We start from the raw sequence: 21535 nt of genomic DNA, 5'->3' as shown, positions 1-21535 counted from the left end.
ATTTTTGTTTAATTTTGTAATACAATGAGTTATAATTTACAAGTCACTATCGATAAATCATCAGGCTTTTGCTTTGGCGTTGTTTACGCTATAGAAATGGCCGAAGATATTTTAGATAGTGAAGGTTATTTGTATTGCTTAGGCGATATTGTGCATAATGATGAAGAAGTTGAGCGTCTAACAAAAAGAGGACTAAAAATTATCGACCATGAGGTACTGCATACCCTTAAAAATGAAAAGGTTTTAATCAGGGCACACGGTGAAGCACCTTCAACGTATCAATTGGCACTAGAAAATAATTTAACACTTATTGATGCATCTTGTCCTGTTGTTTTAAAACTTCAAAATAGAATAAAAAATTCTTACGATGAAGATGAACAGATACTCATTTTCGGTAAACATGGTCATGCAGAAGTTATAGGCCTACAGGGGCAAACTGATGGAAATGCAATTGTATTTCAAGATTTGGCGGAGTTGGATAATGTTGATTTACCTGCTAAGTTTACTTTATATAGCCAAACCACGAAAAGTACAGATAAATTCTATCACATTAAAGATCAACTCTTATCTCGTGGCTATGAGGTGAAAGCAAACGATACGATTTGCAGGCAGGTATCTAATCGCTATCAAGAACTCGAAGAATTTGTTAGCCATTACGATAAAATTATTTTCGTGTCAGGAAAGAAATCATCCAACGGGAAAGTTCTTTATGATGTTTGCAAGAAACACAATGAAAATTCCTATTTCATATCTAATGAAGATGAGTTGGATATAAACTGGTTTAATGGCAATGATAGGGTTGGTATCTGTGGTGCTACATCTACTCCAATGTGGCTAATGGAAAAGGTAAAGCTAGCTTTAGAAAAATATTAGTTACTGAAAGGAAATCAATTTCCTTCTTTAAATGTTAACTATAGAAAGTCAATTGAAAAACCCACAATCATTTAAAGGTGTATACTTCGCTTTAGCAATATTACTTTGCTGGTTTACATCTCTTTTTCTATTATTAACATGGCGTTTTGAATGGACCAATCCTTTGGTTTATTTAATGATTTTTGTGCAAATGCACCTTTACACAGGGCTATTCATTACTGCCCATGATTCCATGCATGGAACAATATCTTCCAATAGAAAATTGAATAACTTTTTCGGATATGTATCCGTATTTCTCTACGCAGGTTTTTTTTACAACAAGCTATACGATAAGCATCACAACCACCACAGCCATGTGCATACAGAAAAAGACCCTGATTATGCACCACACGGGTTTTGGCGGTGGTACTTAAGCTTTATGCTAAATTATGTTACTGTTATTCAATTAATCATAATGGCTGTAGCCTTTAATGTATTAAAAATCTGGATTGATGAAAAAAACCTTTTAATCTTTTGGGTCTTACCTTCACTTTTAAGCACGTTTCAGCTATTTTATTTTGGTACTTATGTTCCTCATAAAGGAGAACACGATAATGAATACCACGCATCAACGTTAAACAAAAATCATTTTATAGCCTTTATAACTTGTTATTTCTTTGGGTATCATTTAGAGCATCACCAAAAGCCAGCTACACCTTGGTGGCAATTATATAAAACAAAAGCTTAGCTTTTTACCAAATCTTGATATTTAATAATCGTTTCTTGTGCCAAAAAGGGCGATATTTGAGCTTTAAAACCATATCTTAATTTAAATGAGCAAAAAGGGAATTTTACTGGTTAATTTAGGAACACCTGATAGTCCGGCAGTATCTGATGTAAAAAGATATTTAGATCAGTTTTTGATGGATGAACGTGTAATCGATATTCCTGCTTTTAACCGTACGCTTTTAGTTAAAGGAATAATAGTTCCGTTTCGTAGCCCTAAAACTGCCAAATTATACAAAGAAATTTGGAATGAGAAAGGTTCACCACTGCTATATTTCAGCAAATTGCAAGCAAAAATGCTTCAAGAAAGATTGGGTGATGATTATCATGTAGAATTAGCTATGCGTTATCAAAATCCTTCTATTGCATCTGCACTTGCTAATTTAAAAGCAGGTTTGGTAGAAAGTATTCAGGTTATTCCTATGTTTCCTCAATATGCATCGGCAAGTACAGGTTCGGTAATGCAACTGGTTATGGAGTTGGTAAGCAAATGGCAAACTGTACCGCCAATTTCTTTTGTAAATTCTTTTCATGATAATGACTTAATGATAAAAGTTTTTGCAGAAAATGCAAGAAAACATCATCCAGAAAACTACGACCATATTTTGTTTAGTTTTCATGGGTTGCCAGAAAGGCAATTAAGAAAATGTGATCATACTGGTTCCTATTGCTTAAAAAATTCCGATTGCTGCCAAACATTAACCGATGTAAACAAATTTTGCTACTCTGCCCAGGGTCATGATACAGCAAGATTAATTGCACAGGAGCTTAACATATCAAAAGAAAATTATACCGTTTGTTTTCAATCTCGTTTGGGCAAAGAGCCTTGGGTTCAGCCTTATACAACTGATGTTTTAAAGAAATTGGCTGCAGAAGGTAAAAAGAGATTGTTGGTTTTTAGTCCAGCTTTCGTTGCCGATTGCCTGGAAACTCTTTACGAAATTACCGTTGAATATTATGAGGAATTTAGAGAATTGGGCGGCGAGCATGTTCAATTGGTAGAAAGCTTGAATGATAGCCCGGTATTTATCGAAGCATTAGCAGGAATGATAAAATAAAATCCAACAAAATTAAATAAGGAAAAAATTCTTCGGTGTAAAGAAAAAATTCTAAATTTGATTATGTTAAAAACAGGAAATAAATCTAAGCCTTATAAGTTTACCGAGTCAACTCCGTTAAACGTTGAGGAAACAATGGTTCAATATCAAAGGATGTACTCAAACCCTGTAGCCTTATTGTCTAATTCAAAAAAAGGTTTGAATGCACAAGTAGCACTTGATTTTTTAACCATATCTGGTTTTACGTATGATGAATTTCAAAATACCTTTAAAACTACAGTTAAAACGATACAAAACTATAATACCCAGGACTTAAAACTTGATGCCTCATTGAGTGAAAAACTTTTAAAATCATTTTCTCTATTTAAATTGGGCATAGAGGTTTTTGGTTCGGCTCCTGCATTTCACAGTTGGTTAAATACGGCCGCTTATGGTTTAGGTAATCAAATTCCATTTACCTTAATGGATACCTTCACAGGCTTATCATTAATTGAAGAGGAACTTACTCGTATCGCCCATGGAGATTTGGCTTAATGTTAGTCTTTAGAATTGCTTTATCAAAATACGCCAATATTTTAAAGGCTTCTGGTATGGCAGCTAGATGGAATTTTAATGATATTAAAGTTATTTATACGGCCAGTTCTCAATCTTTAGCCTGTTTAGAAAATGTTGTGCATAGAAGCAAATTGGGCTTATCATTAAATTTTAGTGTAATGCATATTGAAATTCTAGATGATGTTGCAATTGATGAAATTAAAATAAATGATTTGCCAAAAAACTGGAATTCGTTTGAAAACATGCATTTGACTCAAAAAATTGGCAGTGACTGGATAAAGGGAAATAAAACTGCTATTCTGCGCATTCCCTCTTCAATTATTCAGGATGAATATAATTATCTCATAAATCCAAATCATATTGATTTTGAAAAAATTACGCTCACTAACGTCAAGCCATTTTTATTTGATGTGCGGATTAAAAATTAATCTTCTTTAAAATAGATTCTGTTGCTCCTTTTTTATCAAAGACATATTTTTTTGCTGCTGCAGAAGCTTTATCATTTGATTTAAAGTCCTCAAAAGCTTCAATCAACTCATTAACTGATGAAACACTCTTTGCCGCATTGATTTTTATTAAGCCTTTAGCTTCCTGGAATTTATTAAATTTTGGACCGAAAATTACAGGCAAGCCAAAAGCTGCCGCTTCTAGCGTATTATGAATTCCTGCTCCAAAACCGCCTCCAATATATGCTATTTGCCCATATTGATATAAAGCAGAAAGGATTCCAATATTATCAATTATTAATATTTGAACCTTCTTATCAGAATCGCCATCGTGTGGATTAACTGACGTATGGCTTAACACTGAATACCGCAAACTACTAACTGAAAATTGGTTCTCAATACTTTGTAAATGTCTTTCGTCAATTTCATGTGGTGCAATTATAAATTTCCAATTGGGATATTTATCCGGTAACACTGATAAAAGCTTTTCATCATCCGGCCAGGTGCTTCCGCAAACCATCACTTTCGCATCTTCACAAAATGATTCTATCAATGGGAGGTTTTTGGGTTGAATAGCATTTTCATAAACCCGGTCAAAACGTGTATCGCCACTTAAAGTCACATTATTTAATCCGATTGACCTCAATAGCGATGAACTTTCGTCATTCTGAACAAAAAAGTGCGTAACGTTTTTTAATATTTTTCGATAAAAGCCTCCATAAAATCTAAAGAAAACTTGCTCTTTCCTGAAGATACCAGAAATAATATAAAGCGGAATATTATTAGTTTTAAGGGCTTTAAAATAGTAATACCAAAATTCATATTTAGTAAAAATTGCCATCTCAGGATTTATCAATTCAATAAATCGCTTTGCATTTGTTCTTCCATCCAATGGCAAATAAAAAATACCATCTGCCAGAGCATAGTTTTTTCTTATTTCATAACCTGATGGAGAAAAAAAAGTTATGATTATTTTTTTTTCAGGATGTAATTCTTTTATTTTTTCAAGAACGGGTCTGCCTTGCTCAAATTCACCTAATGAAGCAAAATGAAACCAGATATTTCTGTCGTTCGGATTGATTTTTTCGGCTATCTGTTTGAAAATCTGTTTCCTTCCAGATATAAAAAGTGCTGCTTTTGTATTAAAAAAGGAGAAAAACCAAATAATCAAGTTATAAATTTTAATTCCTATTGTATAAAGTAAAAGCATTGATTGTATTTTATTATCTTCGTGCCAAGATAAAACGAAAATATTTAAAATCCCCTATTAAATATATGAAAATAGCCGTAGTTGGTACCGGATATGTAGGTTTGGTTACCGGAACTTGTTTGGCAGAAACAGGTAATAACGTCATTTGTGTTGACATAAATGAAGCCAAAGTAAAAAAAATGCAGGATGGTCAGGTTCCAATTTACGAACCTGGGTTGGATTTGCTGTTCCATAGAAATATAGAACAAGGCAGGTTACATTTCACAATAAATCTTGCAGATGCTATTGAAGAAGCTCAAATCATTTTTATGGCTTTGCCTACGCCTCCGGGTGGAGACGGTGCTGCTGATCTTTCTTATATTTTAGGTGCTGCAAAAGATATCTCTAAAATCATTAAAGGCTATAAAATTATTGTAAACAAATCTACCGTGCCGGTTGGTACCGCTGATAAGGTTAGAGCAGTATTTAAAGAAAACACAGATATCGAAGTTGATGTGGTTTCAAACCCTGAATTTTTGCGTGAAGGTGTTGCTGTAGAAGATTTTATGAAACCAGATCGTGTTGTTTTAGGGACAACAAGCGAAAGAGCAAAGAAATTAATGACCGAACTTTACGGTCCTTATGTTCGCCAGGGAAACCCGATTTTGTTTATGGATGAGCGTTCATCTGAATTGACAAAATATGCAGCTAACTCATTTCTGGCTACTAAAATTACTTTTATGAACGAGGTGGCTAACCTTTGCGAATTGGTTGGTGCTGATGTAGATGCTGTAAGAAGAGGAATTGGATCAGACGAGCGAATTGGTAAACGTTTCCTTTTCCCTGGAATTGGTTACGGTGGTTCTTGTTTTCCAAAAGATGTTCAGGCACTGGTAATGGCTGCAGATGAAAACACTTACGATTTCCAGATTTTAAAATCGGTAATGGAAGTTAACGAACGCCAAAAAACGATTTTGGTTGATAAAGTTTTAAAATACTATAAAAACGATATCGCCGGTAAACATTTTGCACTTTGGGGTTTGGCTTTCAAACCTGAAACGGATGATATCCGCGAAGCACCTGCTTTATATATTATTGATGCTTTGGTTAAACATGGTGCAACGGTTAGCGTCTTCGATCCGGAAGGAATGGCTAACGTAAAAAACATTATAGGTGATAAAGTTGTGTTTGCCGATAATCAATACGATGCTTTAAAAGATGCAGATGCACTATTAATCGCGACAGAATGGTCGGTATTCCGTAACCCTGATTTCGAGAAAATAGAATCAATCCTAAAAAATAAAGTGATTTTTGATGGAAGAAACCTTTATGATCTTCAGAAAATGATAGATTTGGGATATTATTATAACAGTATTGGTCGTAAATTAATAGATTAAGCATGAGCACTAAAAGAATTTTAATTACCGGTGCAGCCGGCTTTTTAGGCTCGCATCTTTGCGACCGTTTTATTAAAGAAGGGTATCATGTTATCGGTATGGATAATCTGATTACCGGGGATTTAACCAATATCGAACATTTGTTTCATTTGGAGAATTTCGAATTTTACAATCACGATGTTTCTAAATTCGTTCATATACCCGGAACTTTAGATTATATTTTACACTTTGCATCTCCTGCAAGCCCGATAGATTATTTAAAAATCCCGATTCAAACTTTAAAGGTTGGTTCTTTGGGTACACACAATTTATTAGGTTTGGCTAGAGCAAAAGGAGCAAGAATGTTAATTGCATCTACTTCTGAAGTTTATGGCGACCCAAGTGTTAATCCTCAACCAGAGGAATATTGGGGTAACGTAAACCCGGTAGGGCCAAGAGGTGTTTATGATGAAGCAAAACGTTTTCAGGAAGCAATAACAATGGCTTACCACACTTTTCATGGTGTAGAAACGCGTATCATCCGTATTTTTAATACTTACGGACCAAGAATGCGTTTAAACGATGGAAGGGTTTTACCAGCATTTATTGGTCAGGCTTTAAGAGGCGAAGATTTAACTGTTTTCGGTGATGGTAGTCAAACCCGTTCGTTTTGTTATGTTGATGATTTAATTGAAGGTATTTATCGTTTATTGATGAGCGATTACGCTCAGCCGGTAAACATCGGTAACCCAGATGAAATCACCATCAAACAATTCTGCGAAGAAATTATCAAATTAACAGGTACATCGCAAAAGATAGTTTATAAAGAACTACCACAAGATGACCCGAAACAACGCCGTCCGGATATTACAAAAGCAAGAGCGCTTTTAAACTGGGAGCCTAAAGTTGGTAGGGCAGAAGGTTTAAAAATTACTTATGATTACTTTAAATCATTGCCTGAAGAGGCTTTGGCAAAAATAGAACACAAAGATTTCCATAAATACAATCGTTAAAAAATGTCTAAAATTTTAGTTACCGGAGGTACCGGATACATAGGTTCTCATACTGTTGTCGAATTGCATAACGCAGGTTATGAAGTTGTAATTATTGATGATTTATCAAACTCTAGTATTAAAATTTTAGATCAGATTGAAGCGATTATCGGTGTAAAACCAGAGTTTCACCAATTTGATTTATGTGATGTTCAAAAAGTAAATGATTTTGCTGCGAAGCATAATGATATTACAGGTATCATTCACTTCGCAGCTTTTAAGGCTGTTGGCGAATCGGTTCAAAAGCCCTTAAAATATTATAAAAATAATTTCTTCAGCCTTATTAATCTGTTAGAAGCTTTCAATAGAAAAATCAATTTCGTTTTTTCTTCCTCTTGTACGGTATATGGTCAGCCTGATAATTTACCGGTTACAGAAGCTGAAAAAGTTAAGCAGGCAGAATCTCCTTACGGAAATACAAAGCAGATTGCGGAAGAAATCTTGGTTGAAACTGCTGCTGTAACTCCAGATTTGAATGTTGTTGCTTTACGTTATTTTAACCCGGTTGGCGCACACGAAACAGCCTTAATTGGCGAATTACCGATTGGTGTACCGGCTAACCTAGTGCCTTTTATTACACAATCGGCAATTGGCAAACGTAGTGCGATTACGGTTTATGGAAATGATTACAATACGCCTGATGGAAGTGCGATTCGTGATTATATCCATGTTGTTGATTTAGCTAAAGCACACGTAGCTGCCATAAAAAGAATGGAAAGCACAAGTGCAGAAACCAATTACGAAGTGTTTAATATCGGTACTGGAAAAGGTTCATCTGTATTGGAAATTATAAAAGCTTTCGAATCATCAACAGGAGAAAAATTAAACTACCAAATTGGCCCAAGGAGAGAAGGAGATATCGAACAAATTTATGGCGATGTAACCAAATCAAAAGAATTGCTTAATTGGCAAACAGAGTTAGATATTAATGAAATGATGCGATCTGCCTGGGAGTGGGAAAAGTATATCAAAGCAAATCCATTTTAAATGAAGCTTGCAGAGCACAAAAACTTAAAACTCGTTATTACAGAACTGCCTGTTAAAGAAAAAGATAAGTTATTGCTTCGCTTAATTGCCAAGGATAAAGTTTTAACAGAACATCTTCATTTTAAATTGCTTGAAGATGAATCGGATTTGGAAAACCGAAAAGATCTAATAAAAGCTGATATCGACAATCAAATACCTGAGCTTAAAAAATTAACGGTTAAAGAAGCACTAGCGAAAGTTAGAAAAATGATTACAGGCGTAAATCATTTTTATAAAGTAACGAAAGACGCCCTTGGTGAGGTTGAGCTGAAAATTTATATTTTAAACAAAATTCCGGTTGATTATAAGAGATCTGTTTTTGGATATAAAGATTTTGGGTTTTTGTTTGCTACTTATTATTTAAAAACAGTAGCCATAACACTAAATAAATCTAAAAAACTGCATGAAGATCTTCAATTTGATTTAAGTGAAAATATAAATCAATTGCTATCTAAAATTTATTCTTCTAAATTAGCAGGTGCGGCTGAAGCTTCAAGTTTACCCAAAGAAGTTTAAATTTCTAGTTAAATTAAAATGTTCGATTTTTTCAAGAAGAAAAAAATAACACCAGAATTTAATTTTTCAAACATCGCTACGGATATGCACTCGCATATACTTCCGGGCATAGATGATGGTGCCCAAAACCTTAACGATTCTTTATTGCTTGCCAAAAAATTTAAAGCACTTGGCTTTAAAAAGCTAATTGCTACGCCTCATATCATGGCAGATTATTTTAGAAATACGCCAGATACAATAAATAGAGCTTTAGATGTTTTAAGGAAGGGTTTGCTTGATATTCAGCTAGATGTAGAAGTTAATGCCGCCGCCGAATATTATTTAGATGAAACTTTAGAAAAGAAAATCAGGCAAAAGGAAGTTTTAACTTTTGGAAATAATTATATCCTTTTTGAGCTTTCTTACATAAACGCCCCCCAAAATCTTTTCAGTTTTATTAAAACCATGCAGGATGCTGGTTACAAGCCTGTTTTGGCTCACCCAGAAAGATACCCATATTACTACGGTGCAACAGAAACATATCAGCTGATAAGAGAAACCGGCTGTTTGCTACAATTAAATTCTATTGCATTAACCGGATATTACGGAACGAGCGCTAAAAAAGTTGCAGAACATATGGTGGAAAATCATCTTGTTGATTTTATCGGAAGTGATATGCATCATCTTAAACATGCCGCGGCCTTACAAGAAAGCCTTAATACAAATTCTATGCAAACGCTTTTAAGCATGCATCAGCTAAATAACGCCTTACTTTAAACAAAGCTTAGCAGCTTGGAAATCTAATATTCTAACAAGAAAGATTTTCTGTAGTTTATAGCTATTCGTATCTTAATGCCTCAACCGGGTCTAATTTCGATGCTTTTTTTGCAGGATAATAACCTGATAAAATACCAACGCCAACGCAAATAACAAAACCTCCGAATATAAATAGCCAAGGGATTATAAAAGAGCCGCCCATTGCAAACGATATTAAGTTGCCTATAAGAATTCCAAGAAATATCCCTAAACTACCACCCATTAAACATATTACTACTGCCTCTATTAAAAACTGGCGACGAATAACTTTAGGATTGGCTCCAATTGCTTTTCTGATTCCGATTTCCCTTGTTCTCTCCGTTACAGATACTAGCATAATATTCATAAGTCCAATTGATGCACCAATTAATGTAATTACACCTATCGCTATGCCACCATAAACAACATAGTTTAGTTGCTCAAATAGCGTTTGAGCAATTGCATCGCTTTTGGTAATCTCAAAATTGTTTGGCTCGTTAATTTTTACTTTCCTGATGTTTCTAAATAATGCAGTAGATTCTCCAATAATATTTTCCTGCATATCGTTGGTTGGAACCATTACTGTAATGGTGTATGATGGATTGGCGTTTGCATTAATCTGCTTTGCTTTTAAAAGCGGTACATAAACCGCCCTATCGCCACTAAAACCCATACTCGAGCCTTTTGTTGCTAAAACGCCAACTATTTTAAACCTATTGTTGCCAACGTTTATAAGTTTATCCATTGGATCTACATTTTTAAATAGCTTATCAACAATTTCGCTACCTACAATGCAAACGTTGCTACCGAGTTCTACTTCCGATTTGCTAAAATTTCTTCCTTCGGCTAAACTTAATCCTTGAGAATTTAATCCGTTTTCATCAATACCTTGAACATTAATATTTGGATTCGTTTTTAAACTGCCATTCTTAACAGTAGAACCACCACTTGCAAAAACACTTACCGCTACAGTTGCAGGTGTGTTTAAGCTATCTTTAAACTTTACGGCATCTTCAAAGCGAATGGCTTTAAATGGTTTTGGTCTTTTCCCTTGTCCACCAATTCTAATCCCGGTACCGCGGTTACGTATGGTAAATGAATTTGCACCCATGCTGCTAAATGCCTGAGTCATGCTGGTTTTTACAGCATCGAGTGTTGTTAGAATACCAACAAGTGCACTTAAACCAATCGCAATAATTAAAGCCGTAAGCATGGTACGTAACCGATTGCTTTTGATAGATTGTAAGGCCAGCCTGATGTTTTCTCTGTAATTCATTAGTTATAAGCGTAATTGCGATAAGACATATTTTCAGCAAATTGCTTTAAAAATAAAAAAGTCCCGATGTTTAGACAAGGGGACTGTATATTATGTTACAATTTAATTTTCTTTATGCCGAAAAACTTGTTCCGCAACCGCAGGTGCTGGTTGCATTAGGATTAACAAATGTAAAACCACGAGAGTTTAAACCATCTTGCCAATCAATCATCATTCCCATTAAATACATTTGGTGGGCTTTGTTCATAAATACTTTAATGCCATCAATAAAATATTCCTGGTCGCCATCTTTTCTTTGGTCAAAGCCTAAAATATAATTCATACCTGCGCAACCACCACCTTCAACGCCTACACGTAAACCATAATCATCACCAATTTCTTGCTGATCTTTTAATTTATATAACTCTTTTGCTGCACCTTCAGAAAAAGTAACTGGTGCAAATGCGGTATCAACTGTTGTGCTCATGTTATTTAAATTTAATCTATCACAAATATAAATAATAATGCACATTTTTGCTTTTATCGGGTTTTAAAATTACCGTACTTAAACAATACCATGAGCACACCACAAATTTTAACAGATGTATTAACCCTTGCAATAGGAGTTTTTATAGCCTTATTTGCAATTTATCATTTTTTGAAAAGCGATATACAGCGGTTTTTTAATTTAAAAACGGTTGAATTGAATAAAGAATCAAGAGCCCATTTATTGCCTTTGAGATTACAGGCGCACGAGCGTTTAATCATTTTTATCGATAGAATTAATCCAGCTAATTTATTGGTTCGCCTTCATCAACAAGGCATTGGTATTGCAGTATTGCAAGCTGGTATTTTAAATGAGATTCGAACAGAATATCAGCATAATATAACCCAACAACTTTATGTAGATAGTATTACCTGGAATGTTGTGCGCAAGTTGAAAGATGATACCATCGCGATGATAAATAATGCAGTGCAAGGATTACCAGCTGAAGCCAACGGAATAGAATTAAGCAAGGCAATTTTGCAGCACATGGCCAGCATTGACGAAAATCCTTACGATTTAACTATTGAGTTAATAAAAAAGGATATTCAAAAACTGTTCTGATCACGAGCTTTTGATGAAATTGGAAACTTGCAATAGTCTAAATTTTGAAGGAGTTACCAATGAACCAATGTACCATTGACTAATGAACTACTGAACCAATATACAATCAAATTATGAGCGATAAAAAACATACCACCTCATCTGGCATCGAAATTAAAGAATTGTATTTATCGGCAAGGCCAATGGAGGAAAGACCGGGTGAATTTCCTTTTACCCGAGGTATTCAGAAAGATATGTATCGTGGTAGGTTGTGGACAATGAGACAATATGCAGGTTTTTCTACTGCAGAAGAATCGAATAAACGCTATCATTACCTGTTGAATCAGGGAACGACTGGTTTATCTGTAGCTTTTGATTTGCCAACCCAAATTGGTTATGATTCAGATCATGAAATGGCTGATGGAGAGGTAGGAAAAGTTGGTGTAGCCATCGATTCGTTAAAAGATATAGAGATTTTATTTGATGGAATTGAACTAAAAAATATCACCACATCAATGACGATTAATGCAACTGCTTCGAGTTTACTTGCCATGTACATTGCATTGGCAAAAAAGCAGGGAGCAGATTTAAAGCAAATATCAGGAACGATACAAAACGACATTTTAAAAGAATACGCTGCCAGAGGAACCTACATTTATCCTCCAAAACAATCGATGCGTTTAATTACCGATATTTTTGAGTTCTGTAGTAAAGAAGTACCAAAGTGGAATACAATTTCTATTTCCGGGTATCACATTCGCGAGGCAGGCTCAACCGCAGTTCAGGAATTGGCATTTACACTCGCTAACGGTAAAACATATTTAAAAGCAGCGATTGACAAGGGTTTGGATATTAATGTTTTTGCTAAGCGATTATCGTTTTTTTTTAATTGCCACAACAACTTTTTTGAAGAGATTGCGAAGTTCAGAGCAGCAAGAAGGATGTGGGCAAAAATTACAAAAGATTTGGGTGCGACTGATGAGAAAGCGCAGATGCTTCGTTTTCATACTCAAACAGGTGGTTCTACTTTAACTGCTCAACAACCTTTAAATAATGTTATAAGGGTTACCAACCAAGCAATGGCAGCTGTTTTAGGTGGTACGCAATCTTTGCATACAAATGGCTATGATGAAGCGCTATCATTACCAACAGAAGCTGCCGCTAAAATTGCCTTAAGAACCCAACAAATTATCGGTCTTGAGAGCGGTGTAACAGATACTGTCGATCCTTTGGCAGGATCTTTTTTTGTAGAAAATCTTACAGATGAGGTTGAGGCTGCGGCTTGGGCATATATCGAAAAGATTGATGCAATGGGCGGGTCTGTAAATGCAATTGAGAGTGATTACATGCAACAGGAAATCGCATCGGCAGCATACCAATATCAAAATGAAATTGAAAATGGTAGCCGGATTTCAGTTGGTGTAAATAAATTTACTCAAAAAGAAGAAGGCATTACCGAAGTTTTTAATATCGATGATTCTATTCGTAAAATTCAAACTCAAAAATTAGAACAGATAAAAACCGAGCGAGATAATGTGGCGGTGACAAAGGCATTAAATTTAATTAGTGATGCGGCTAAAACAGATACTAACCTAATGCCTTTGATTATAGATGCTGTAGAGAAATATGCAACCCTTGGAGAGATTGCCGATGTTCTGAGAAATACCTTCGGTGAGTATTAATTAATCATTTTGTGGATTATAGATTTGCCCTAGGTGGGGAATTAGTACCACAATTTTTTTGTCGTAAATAGCACAAAGGCGACAGGTTTTTATTTGTTGGTTCATAAGCCCTTTGCTTTCAGTTGTTTCGATGTTTAAATGATGAGAACTCATGCAAAACAGCCTCACCAACCCAGCTATTGGCTTGGATTTTGCTTTTCTCTGTCAGATTCGAAATAAAGGGCTGTATATGCATTAAATCGATTTTATTGTGGAAAACTGATGTTAATAAATAGTTATCCACACTAAAAATTCAGGTTAAGCGTGGTAGGTAACTGCTTATGAATGCGTTACAAAATAATTGAAATTTTTGTTTCAAATGTTGATAATTTTATCAATATTCGTAGTCCCGAAACGGACCATTCCGTAAATTCGAATCGGCACTGTAAACCAATAAATTATAGAAATCGCAATGGAAAAAACTTGTACAGAAGTGTGGAAGAACTGTCTTCAAATTATTAAGGATAACATCCCGAACCAAAGTTTTAAAACCTGGTTCGAGCCAATAACAGCCCTTAAATTAGAAGGTAAGGTTTTAACCATTCAAGTACCGAGTTTGTTCTTTTACGAATGGCTTGAAGAGCATTACGTAGGCTTGCTGCGTAAAACTGTTAAAAAACAACTCGGAGAGGATGGCCGGTTAGAATATAATATTGTTGTAGATAAATCATCAAACACCGGAAGTCCTTACACTACAAATATGCCCTCTAACGGAAATGGGGCAGAAGCAAAAATTCAATCTATGCCCATTCCGGTATCGATTAATAAGGATATTAAAAATCCGTTTATCATCCCAGGATTAAAAAAACTAAATGTTGATCCACAATTAAACTCTAATTATACTTTCGAAAATTATATTGAAGGAGATTGCAATCGTTTGGCTCGCTCTGCAGGTTATGCTGTAGCTGCAAAACCAGGTGGCACGTCATTCAACCCATTAATGATTTATGGTGGTGTTGGATTAGGAAAAACACATTTAGCACAGGCAATAGGTAACGAAATCAAACGCAGTATGCCAGATAAATTGGTTATCTATGTTAGTTGTGAGAAATTTTGCCAACAGTTTGTTGACTCATTAAAAAATAATACGATTAACGATTTTGTTAATTTTTATCAGGCAATGGACGTTATCATTATGGATGACGTACACAATTTCGCCGGAAAAGAAAAAACTCAGGATATTTTCTTCCATATTTTTAATCACCTGCATCAATCAGGAAAGCAGGTTATTTTAACCTCAGATAAAGCACCGAAAGATTTAGCTGGTTTAGAAGAACGTTTGTTGAGTCGTTTTAAATGGGGTTTGTCGGCAGATTTACAAATTCCTGATTTAGAAACGCGTATTGCAATTTTAAGAAAGAAAATGTATGCCGATGGTATCGAATTGCCAGGAGAGGTTGTAGAATATGTTGCTCACAACATCGACAATAACGTTCGTGAGTTAGAAGGAGCAATGGTTTCACTATTAGCGCAAGCAACATTAAATAAAAAAGAAATAGATTTAAATTTGGCTAAACAAATGCTGAAGAACTTCATAAAAAATACTTCGAAAGAGATTTCTATGGAATACATTCAGAAACTGGTTTGCGAATACTTCGAGGTTCCGGTCGATATGGTTAAATCGCAAACGCGTAAACGCGAAATTGTGCAAGCTCGTCAAATTTCAATGTATCTTTCAAAAAGCCATACAAAATCATCTTTAAAAACAATTGGTGCTTTCTTCGGTGGCCGCGACCACAGTACGGTTATTTACGCCTGCCAAACGGTTGAAGATTTAATTGATACAGATAAAAAGTTTAAAGCTTACGTACACGATATTCAAAAGAAATTAAAAATGAGCTAAGATTAAGGATGAATGCATAAATCCTTTAACCATCTTGTTTAAAATAAAAAATGCCTGATTTAAATAGTCAGGCATTTTTTTTAGAATTAATTTTGAAGTCAGAAGTATTTTTGAATACTTTATTATCGATTATAACTTCTCAATTTCAGCCAAACCGTAAAACAAAGCCGCAACATGTAATGCCTGGTCTATTTTATTATCTTTTAAAAGTTGTTTTACCTCTTCGACTGTATATTCTTCAACATTTAAAATCTCATGTTCATCTAAATGTTGCTCATGCGTTTTAGTTCCGCCTTTTAATAAGTAGGTAAATGTTTTATTGGTTGATGTTGCAGGATTAGGATAAAGCGTAGCAATTAACTCACAGGTTTCAAAACTATAACCAGTTTCTTCCTGCAACTCCCGCTTAACTCCAACTTCAGGTTCTTCTCCATCCTCAATTACACCGCCAGGAATTTCTAGAGAAATAATATCTGCAGCAAAACGATATTGTCTAACCAAAATGATTTTTCCCTCTTTTGTTAAAGCAACAGCATTAGCCCAATTGGGATATTCAAGCACATAATAGTCATCTTTTATTGTTCCATTTGGTAATTTGCAAGTATCAACTCTTAAAGTAGCCCACTTTTCTTTAACCAAATATTTTGAAGCAATTTTTTGCCACTTTTCAATAATCATGTTTTAATTTAATAAAGGTTTTATAAGCACTCGATTATAAATACTGCTGAATTATCTTCTGGCGATGCATATTGACCAGATGAACAATTTTATGTTTATCAACAAGTTCATTATAAATTAAGTTAAGTTTTGGCGCAATAATAGCGTTACGTTCATTGTTAATGCCTAATTCATAATATAAAAATTCGCTCAATGAATCCAGTTTCTCTGATGGTAAATCACTATTAATTAACCATTCTTCAAAAGGTAGAGCATTTTTATCTTCGAGGATTTCAACTGGAAGAAAAAAGCTTCCACGCATTGTTTCTTCAAAAATCTGGTTGGCATCTTCAACTTTGCCTTCGAGTTTTAAACCCATTATTCTGGCTAAAACCTGGGCAAGCTTCTGAATTTCTGCTGTTATTAAATCTTTTCTGTACATTATCAATTATGAGTTATCGGATGCGAGTTACCGGTTATCGGTTGCCTGTTTCCAGTTGAGAGTTTCCAGTTGCCAGTTATCGGTTGCCTGTTTCCAGCTGAGAGTTGCCAGTTGCCAGTTATCTGTATCCGGTCAACAATTTAACAATCCCTAGAACAATTAAGCAATTGTCCAGTTTACCAACTAACCAACCAAACTACCAACTTCCACTAGAACCGCCTCCGCCAAAACTTCCTCCGCCAAAACCACCGAATCCACCTCCGCCTGAAGAACCTCCGCCGCCCCAGCTGCTTCCACCACCAAAACCACTTCCGCCTCTTCCACCACCGCTTCCAAAAAGCATTGCCCAAAATAATGCGTTAGATGCACCACGGCTTCCAATAATTTCACCATTACCACCGCCACCACCTTTTCTCATAATGATAATGATTACGATAATAATGATGATGATAATTACTATGCTACCTGATGCTCCTTTTTTAGAGGCAACTTTCGGGTTGTCGTTTTTGTATTCGCCTTTTGTGTATTTTATAATTGATGTTGTGCCGGCATCTAAACCTGCATAATAATCGCCTGCTTTAAAATTCGGCTTAATATCGTTATCAATTATGCGTTTGGCATAAATATCTGGCAATGCCCCTTCAACACCATAGCCAGTTTGGATAGAAATTTTTCTATCTCCAACGGCTACCACAATCATAATACCGTTGTTTTTACCGCTCTGACCAACGCCCCACTTTCGGCCTAATTCTACCGCATATTCATTTATATCATAATCACCCACAGATTTTACGATGGCAATCGCAATTTGAGTTGAAGAAGAATCGTTAAAAGAAACTAGCTTTTGTTCTAATGCTTGTTTTTGTGATGCTGATAAAACATTCGAATAATCATTTACTAATGTTGAAGGTTTAGCAGGGAAATCCTGAGCAAAAGCTACAGCAAATAATAAACTAAATAACGATAAGAGAAATATTTTTTTCATCTGCTATTTATTTTTTTTCATTATTTAGGTAAACAATATCATTTGGTAGTTCATTAATATCTCCACGCTGATATGGGAAAAATAGCGCTAATTTTTCACCAGCCAAAGCAACTCCTGCAATAATTCCATCGGCTAAATTACCTTTAGCGAAATGTGCATTCATTGCAATTTTTGATGTTTCCCAAAAATTTTCTGGTACAACTCTATTAATTCCAGAGTCTCCAATTATTGCAAACTTATGGTCGGCGTGGGCTAGATAAATTAATACACCATTTCGTTGTGCAGTTTTATCCATCTCCAATTTGGCAAAATATTCAATTGCTTTTTCGTAAGCATCACCTTCGCAATGTTTATCAATAGCAATTCTAATTTCTCCAGATGTAGCGTTTTCTGCATCAGCAATAGCTTTTGCAATTTTATCTTGTTCAATTTCCGAAAATAACGACATGTCTTTATTTTAAAATGAAGTAAAAAAGGGTAATAAATGTTCAATTGTTTAAACATGTATTACCCTCAAATGTTGTTGTCAGAATTTTAAAATTCTACTTTTGGTGCATCTTTGGCGGTAGCATCGGCTTCAAAATAACCTTTAGCTTTAAAACCAAACATCCCTGCAGTTAAATTGGTTGGGAAAGATCTTATTTTGCCATTGTATTCTTGTACTGCATCATTAAAGTCTTTACGTGCTACAGTAATTCTGTTTTCTGTACTTTCTAATTGAGCAGATAGGTCACTGAATTGTTGTGTAGCTCTCAATTCTGGATAAGCCTCGGTAATAGATAATAATTTACCTAATGCCTGACTTAACTGACCTTGTGCTGCTTGATATTTTTGAATATTTTCTGGAGTTAACTCATCAGCTTTTACAGTCATTTGTGTTGCTTTTGCACGTGCTTCTACAACTGCTGTTAATGTTCCTTGTTCAAATTTGGCGGCACCTTTAACTGTACTAACTAAATTTGGTATTAAATCCGCTCTTCTTTGATATTGGGTTTGAACTGTTCCCCATTTCGATTTTACATTCTCATCCAATTTCACCATGCTGTTATATCCGCATGAACTTAAAGTGGTAACTGCAATTACAGCAGCTAAAATTCCAAATACTAATCTTTTCATTTTTATGGTTTTTGTTTTATAGTCTAATTGAATTCTGGTCAATTTACTAATTAGATATCAAAATCTGTACCTTTGTTACAATTCGGGATAAAAACCTGACAAGTTGTATGCACAAAGATATCGAAATCACATTGCTCCCGCATCAGGTTGAGCAAACTGAAGTTATCAATCAAAAACTAGCAGAAGCATTAAAACTTCCTGAAACCAGGATAAAGGGCTTTCATATATTAAAACGCTCGATAGATGCACGTTCCAGAAAAGTAATATATCGGCTGCAAATTAAAGTTTTTGTGGATGAAGAACCTATCCAAAATATACATAGTATTAACTATCAAAATGTCAGTGATGCAAAACCTGTACTAATTATAGGCGCCGGTCCAGCAGGTTTGTTTGCGGCGTTACAATGTATAGAGAATGGTTTGAAACCAATCATAATAGAAAGAGGCAAAGATGTAAAGCAACGTCGCCGAGATTTAGCAGCAATAAATAAACAAGGTGTTGTAAATACCGAATCAAACTATTGCTACGGTGAGGGTGGGGCAGGAACGTACTCGGATGGGAAATTGTACACTCGCTCAAATAAACGCGGTGATATTAATAAGGTATTACAAGTTTTTGTAAATCATGGAGCCGAACCAGATATCGCTATTGATGCTCGTCCGCATATTGGCACCAACAAATTGCCACACATTATTACATCTATAAAAGATACCATACTTAATGCTGGCGGCGAAGTAATGTTCGATAGCCGCATGACGGATCTCATTATCGAATTTGGAAAAGTAAAAGGCATCGAAATTAATTATGAAAATAAACTCTACGCAGATAATATAATTTTGGCAACAGGACATTCGGCTAGGGATATATATGAGTTGCTTAACAGTAAGAATATTTTAATTGAAGCTAAGCCTTTTGCATTAGGTGTTCGGATAGAGCATCCGCAAGAAATTATAGATGCCGCACAATATCACTGTGATATTCGTTCAGAGTTTCTACCTCCGGCTTATTACAGTTTGGTAGAACAGGTTGGTCCCCGAGGCGTATTTTCTTTTTGCATGTGCCCCGGTGGAATTATTGCGCCTTGTTCAACTGGCGAAAATGAAATTGTGGTAAATGGTTGGTCTCCTTCAAAAAGAAATAACCCTTTCGCAAATTCAGGTACCGTTGTTCAGGTTACTTTAAATGATGTTCAGGGCTATGACCCTTTACGAATGCTTAATTTTCAATCCGAAATTGAAAAGCTCTCTTTTGAAGCAGGCGGAGGTAGCTTAGTTGCTCCTGCACAGCGAATGATGGATTTCGTAAATAATAAATTATCTATCGATTTACCTAGAAATTCTTATTTGCCGGGAACTAAAAGTGTAATGCTCGATAATATTCTACCTGATTTTGTTTCCGAAAGTTTAAGAGCTGCTTTGCCATTGTTTGGAAAAAAAATAAGAGGCTATTATACAAATGAAGCAATTCTGGTTGGTGTAGAAAGCAGAACATCTTCTCCTGTTCGAATACCTAGAGATAAAGAAACTTATCAACACCCTCAAGTGAAAGGCTTATACCCTTGTGCCGAAGGAGCAGGTTATGCAGGTGGCATTGTTTCTGCCGCAATTGATGGAATAAACTGTGCCAATGCAATCTTATCAGCATCTTAAAACTATATATTATACCATTTGTTAATTCTATATGTTTAACATAATCAATGAAATCAAGAAAGCCTTTAATGGCGATGCATGGCATGGAAACCATGTTATGCAAACCTTGAATAATGTAAAACCTGAAAATGCATTTAAACATTTAATTCCCGGGGCACATTCAATTGCCGAGATAGCCATGCATTTAACCAGCTGGACCGAAGAGATTTCTTCAAGGTTAAGTGGTAATTCTGCCGCCGAACCTGCAATGGGAGATTGGCCCTCGCCTGTAGAAAAAACACCTCAAGCATGGGAAAAAATTATATTCGATTTTAAAATCGCTAATGAAGAATTAATTCGCATCAGCGAAAGCATTAAAGATAGTGATTGGAATAATGATACGACAGATGAACGAAACCGTGTTTTAGGTACTGGAGTTTCTAAAACTGAACTTTTAAATGGCTTAGTTCAGCACCATGCGTACCACTCCGGACAAATTGCTCTTCTCTCAAAATTTAGTTTATGAAAAAGACACTTATCATAGGGGCATCTCCCGATCCATCAAGATATGCTTATAAGGCAGCACACATGTTAACCCGTTTCAACCACGAAATCATTAACGTGGGTATTAAACGCGGCGAAGTTGCGGGCGTTGAAATCGAAGCACCAGGCGAAATTCATAATGATGTAGATACCGTAACCTTATATATAGGCCCAGCTTTACAAGCTCAGTATCATGACTATATTTTAGATACCAAGCCAAAAAGAGTTATTTTTAATCCGGGTACTGAAAATTATGAGTTAGAAAAACTATTAAACGCCCATGGCATTGAGCCTGTAGAAGCTTGTACGTTGGTTTTATTAAGCACTGGTCAATATTAGATTTTTCTGGAAATCAGGTTTCTGTTGATTTTTTAATGTTGGTCCCGCCCATCATTCCAAATCCTCGGTTCGTTCCTCACCTTGCGGGTTTTCCATTAGGGTCGGGTTTAGATTACTTGGGACTGTGCAATAAACCCGGTTTTCCGTTCATGGCTTTCAAAACAGGGCATATTTATTCATCTAAACATAGATACCGTCCAGCTTAATTTTCATCTGCGATAATCTGCGGGAGAAGTTTTTTAGCATGATTTATATAGAAAGGTACAGCTGAAATCCGGCAACGCTCTTT

General features: G+C 35.4%; 24 protein-coding genes. 16 read left to right on the top strand and 8 right to left on the bottom strand.

The features are described 5' to 3' along the window. Nucleotides 1–24: 24 nt before the first annotated feature. From D7004_RS05835 to D7004_RS05815, 5 genes are all read left to right on the top strand, one after another. On the top strand, nt 25–873 hold the full coding sequence (locus D7004_RS05835) for a 4-hydroxy-3-methylbut-2-enyl diphosphate reductase (RefSeq protein ID WP_123204936.1): 849 nt from the start codon (nt 25–27) through the stop codon (nt 871–873). A gap of 31 nt (nt 874–904) precedes the next feature. Then, nucleotides 905–1600: a fatty acid desaturase gene (locus D7004_RS05830; protein ID WP_123204935.1), complete on the top strand. Its 696-nt coding sequence runs from the start codon at nt 905–907 to the stop codon at nt 1598–1600. Between the two features lie 85 nt (nt 1601–1685). Next, nucleotides 1686–2696, top strand: a complete 1011-nt coding sequence (gene hemH, locus D7004_RS05825) for a ferrochelatase (protein ID WP_123204934.1) — start codon at nt 1686–1688, stop codon at nt 2694–2696. A gap of 63 nt (nt 2697–2759) precedes the next feature. After that, on the top strand, nt 2760–3230 hold the full coding sequence (parS, locus tag D7004_RS05820; protein ID WP_123204933.1) for a type II RES/Xre toxin-antitoxin system antitoxin: 471 nt from the start codon (nt 2760–2762) through the stop codon (nt 3228–3230). Next, the gene (locus tag D7004_RS05815; RefSeq protein ID WP_123204932.1) at nt 3230–3679 is read left to right on the top strand and encodes an RES family NAD+ phosphorylase; all 450 of its coding nucleotides are present in this window, start codon (nt 3230–3232) and stop codon (nt 3677–3679) included. Before parS ends, D7004_RS05815 begins: the two co-directional genes overlap by 1 nt. On the opposite strand, the gene D7004_RS05810 is transcribed toward D7004_RS05815, so the two are convergent. Continuing rightward, a complete protein-coding gene (locus tag D7004_RS05810; RefSeq protein WP_123204931.1) occupies nt 3669–4907 on the bottom strand; it encodes a 3-deoxy-D-manno-octulosonic acid transferase in 1239 nt (412 codons plus the stop codon). The genes D7004_RS05815 and D7004_RS05810 overlap by 11 nt on opposite strands. Nucleotides 4908–4972: 65 nt before the next feature. On the opposite strand from D7004_RS05810, the gene D7004_RS05805 reads away from it, so the two are divergent. From D7004_RS05805 to D7004_RS05785, 5 genes are read left to right on the top strand one after another with little or no spacing between them, the layout of a single operon-like run. Continuing rightward, nucleotides 4973–6283, top strand: coding sequence for a UDP-glucose dehydrogenase family protein (locus D7004_RS05805; protein ID WP_123204981.1), 1311 nt, complete (start codon nt 4973–4975; stop codon nt 6281–6283). Nucleotides 6284–6285: 2 nt separating this feature from the next. Beyond that, nucleotides 6286–7275 (top strand): UDP-glucuronic acid decarboxylase family protein, encoded by a 990-nt coding sequence (locus tag D7004_RS05800; protein ID WP_123204930.1) that lies wholly within the window; start codon nt 6286–6288, stop codon nt 7273–7275. 3 nt (nt 7276–7278) lie between these two features. Beyond that, nucleotides 7279–8301, top strand: a complete 1023-nt coding sequence (gene galE / locus D7004_RS05795; RefSeq protein WP_123204929.1) for a UDP-glucose 4-epimerase GalE — start codon at nt 7279–7281, stop codon at nt 8299–8301. Next, on the top strand, nt 8302–8856 hold the full coding sequence (locus D7004_RS05790) for a hypothetical protein (RefSeq protein WP_123204928.1): 555 nt from the start codon (nt 8302–8304) through the stop codon (nt 8854–8856). 18 nt (nt 8857–8874) lie between these two features. Beyond that, nucleotides 8875–9612, top strand: coding sequence for a tyrosine-protein phosphatase (locus D7004_RS05785; protein ID WP_123204927.1), 738 nt, complete (start codon nt 8875–8877; stop codon nt 9610–9612). Nucleotides 9613–9673: 61 nt separating this feature from the next. Here D7004_RS05785 and D7004_RS05780 read toward each other — a convergent pair whose 3' ends face one another. Together D7004_RS05780 and D7004_RS05775 are read right to left on the bottom strand one after the other, a co-directional pair. Beyond that, a complete protein-coding gene (locus D7004_RS05780; RefSeq protein ID WP_123204926.1) occupies nt 9674–10906 on the bottom strand; it encodes an ABC transporter permease in 1233 nt (410 codons plus the stop codon). Nucleotides 10907–11018: 112 nt separating this feature from the next. Then, the gene (locus tag D7004_RS05775; protein ID WP_109925050.1) at nt 11019–11372 is read right to left on the bottom strand and encodes a HesB/IscA family protein; all 354 of its coding nucleotides are present in this window, start codon (nt 11370–11372) and stop codon (nt 11019–11021) included. A gap of 90 nt (nt 11373–11462) precedes the next feature. Between D7004_RS05775 and D7004_RS05770 the strand changes: the two genes are divergently transcribed. The 3 genes from D7004_RS05770 to dnaA all read left to right on the top strand — a co-directional run bounded on the left by D7004_RS05770 (nt 11463) and on the right by dnaA (nt 15536). Then, nucleotides 11463–11993, top strand: coding sequence for a DUF7935 family protein (locus tag D7004_RS05770; RefSeq protein WP_123204925.1), 531 nt, complete (start codon nt 11463–11465; stop codon nt 11991–11993). Nucleotides 11994–12106: 113 nt separating this feature from the next. Then, on the top strand, nt 12107–13654 hold the full coding sequence (locus tag D7004_RS05765) for an acyl-CoA mutase large subunit family protein (RefSeq protein ID WP_123204924.1): 1548 nt from the start codon (nt 12107–12109) through the stop codon (nt 13652–13654). 451 nt (nt 13655–14105) lie between these two features. Continuing rightward, nucleotides 14106–15536, top strand: coding sequence for a chromosomal replication initiator protein DnaA (gene dnaA / locus D7004_RS05760; protein ID WP_123204923.1), 1431 nt, complete (start codon nt 14106–14108; stop codon nt 15534–15536). 129 nt (nt 15537–15665) lie between these two features. On the opposite strand, the gene D7004_RS05755 is transcribed toward dnaA, so the two are convergent. The 5 genes from D7004_RS05755 to D7004_RS05735 form a co-directional block, all read right to left on the bottom strand. Beyond that, nucleotides 15666–16214: an NUDIX hydrolase gene (locus tag D7004_RS05755; RefSeq protein WP_208646796.1), complete on the bottom strand. Its 549-nt coding sequence runs from the start codon at nt 16212–16214 to the stop codon at nt 15666–15668. A gap of 34 nt (nt 16215–16248) precedes the next feature. Continuing rightward, on the bottom strand, nt 16249–16635 hold the full coding sequence (locus tag D7004_RS05750; RefSeq protein ID WP_123204922.1) for a hypothetical protein: 387 nt from the start codon (nt 16633–16635) through the stop codon (nt 16249–16251). 196 nt (nt 16636–16831) lie between these two features. After that, nucleotides 16832–17620 carry a TPM domain-containing protein gene (locus D7004_RS05745; RefSeq protein ID WP_123204921.1) on the bottom strand — a complete coding sequence of 263 codons (789 nt, stop codon included), beginning with the start codon at nt 17618–17620 and terminating at the stop codon, nt 16832–16834. A gap of 7 nt (nt 17621–17627) precedes the next feature. Continuing rightward, nucleotides 17628–18068, bottom strand: a complete 441-nt coding sequence (locus tag D7004_RS05740; RefSeq protein ID WP_123204920.1) for a TPM domain-containing protein — start codon at nt 18066–18068, stop codon at nt 17628–17630. Between the two features lie 86 nt (nt 18069–18154). Continuing rightward, a complete protein-coding gene (locus tag D7004_RS05735) occupies nt 18155–18736 on the bottom strand; it encodes a LemA family protein (protein WP_123204979.1) in 582 nt (193 codons plus the stop codon). Nucleotides 18737–18843: 107 nt separating this feature from the next. Between D7004_RS05735 and D7004_RS05730 the strand changes: the two genes are divergently transcribed. The 3 genes from D7004_RS05730 to D7004_RS05720 are packed head-to-tail and all read left to right on the top strand — an operon-like array spanning nt 18844 to nt 21246. Further along, nucleotides 18844–20385, top strand: a complete 1542-nt coding sequence (locus D7004_RS05730) for an NAD(P)/FAD-dependent oxidoreductase (protein WP_123204919.1) — start codon at nt 18844–18846, stop codon at nt 20383–20385. Between the two features lie 31 nt (nt 20386–20416). Further along, nucleotides 20417–20890, top strand: a complete 474-nt coding sequence (locus D7004_RS05725) for a DinB family protein (RefSeq protein WP_123204918.1) — start codon at nt 20417–20419, stop codon at nt 20888–20890. Next, a complete protein-coding gene (locus tag D7004_RS05720) occupies nt 20887–21246 on the top strand; it encodes a CoA-binding protein (protein WP_123204917.1) in 360 nt (119 codons plus the stop codon). Before D7004_RS05725 ends, D7004_RS05720 begins: the two co-directional genes overlap by 4 nt. Nucleotides 21247–21535 lie beyond the last annotated feature (289 nt).

The sequence above is a fragment of the Pedobacter jejuensis genome (genome assembly GCF_003725795.1).
Taxonomy (GTDB): Bacteria; Bacteroidota; Bacteroidia; order Sphingobacteriales; family Sphingobacteriaceae; genus Pedobacter; species Pedobacter jejuensis.
The sequence above is the reverse complement of the archived record's forward strand: the minus strand, read 5'-3'. Positions and strand labels throughout refer to the sequence as shown.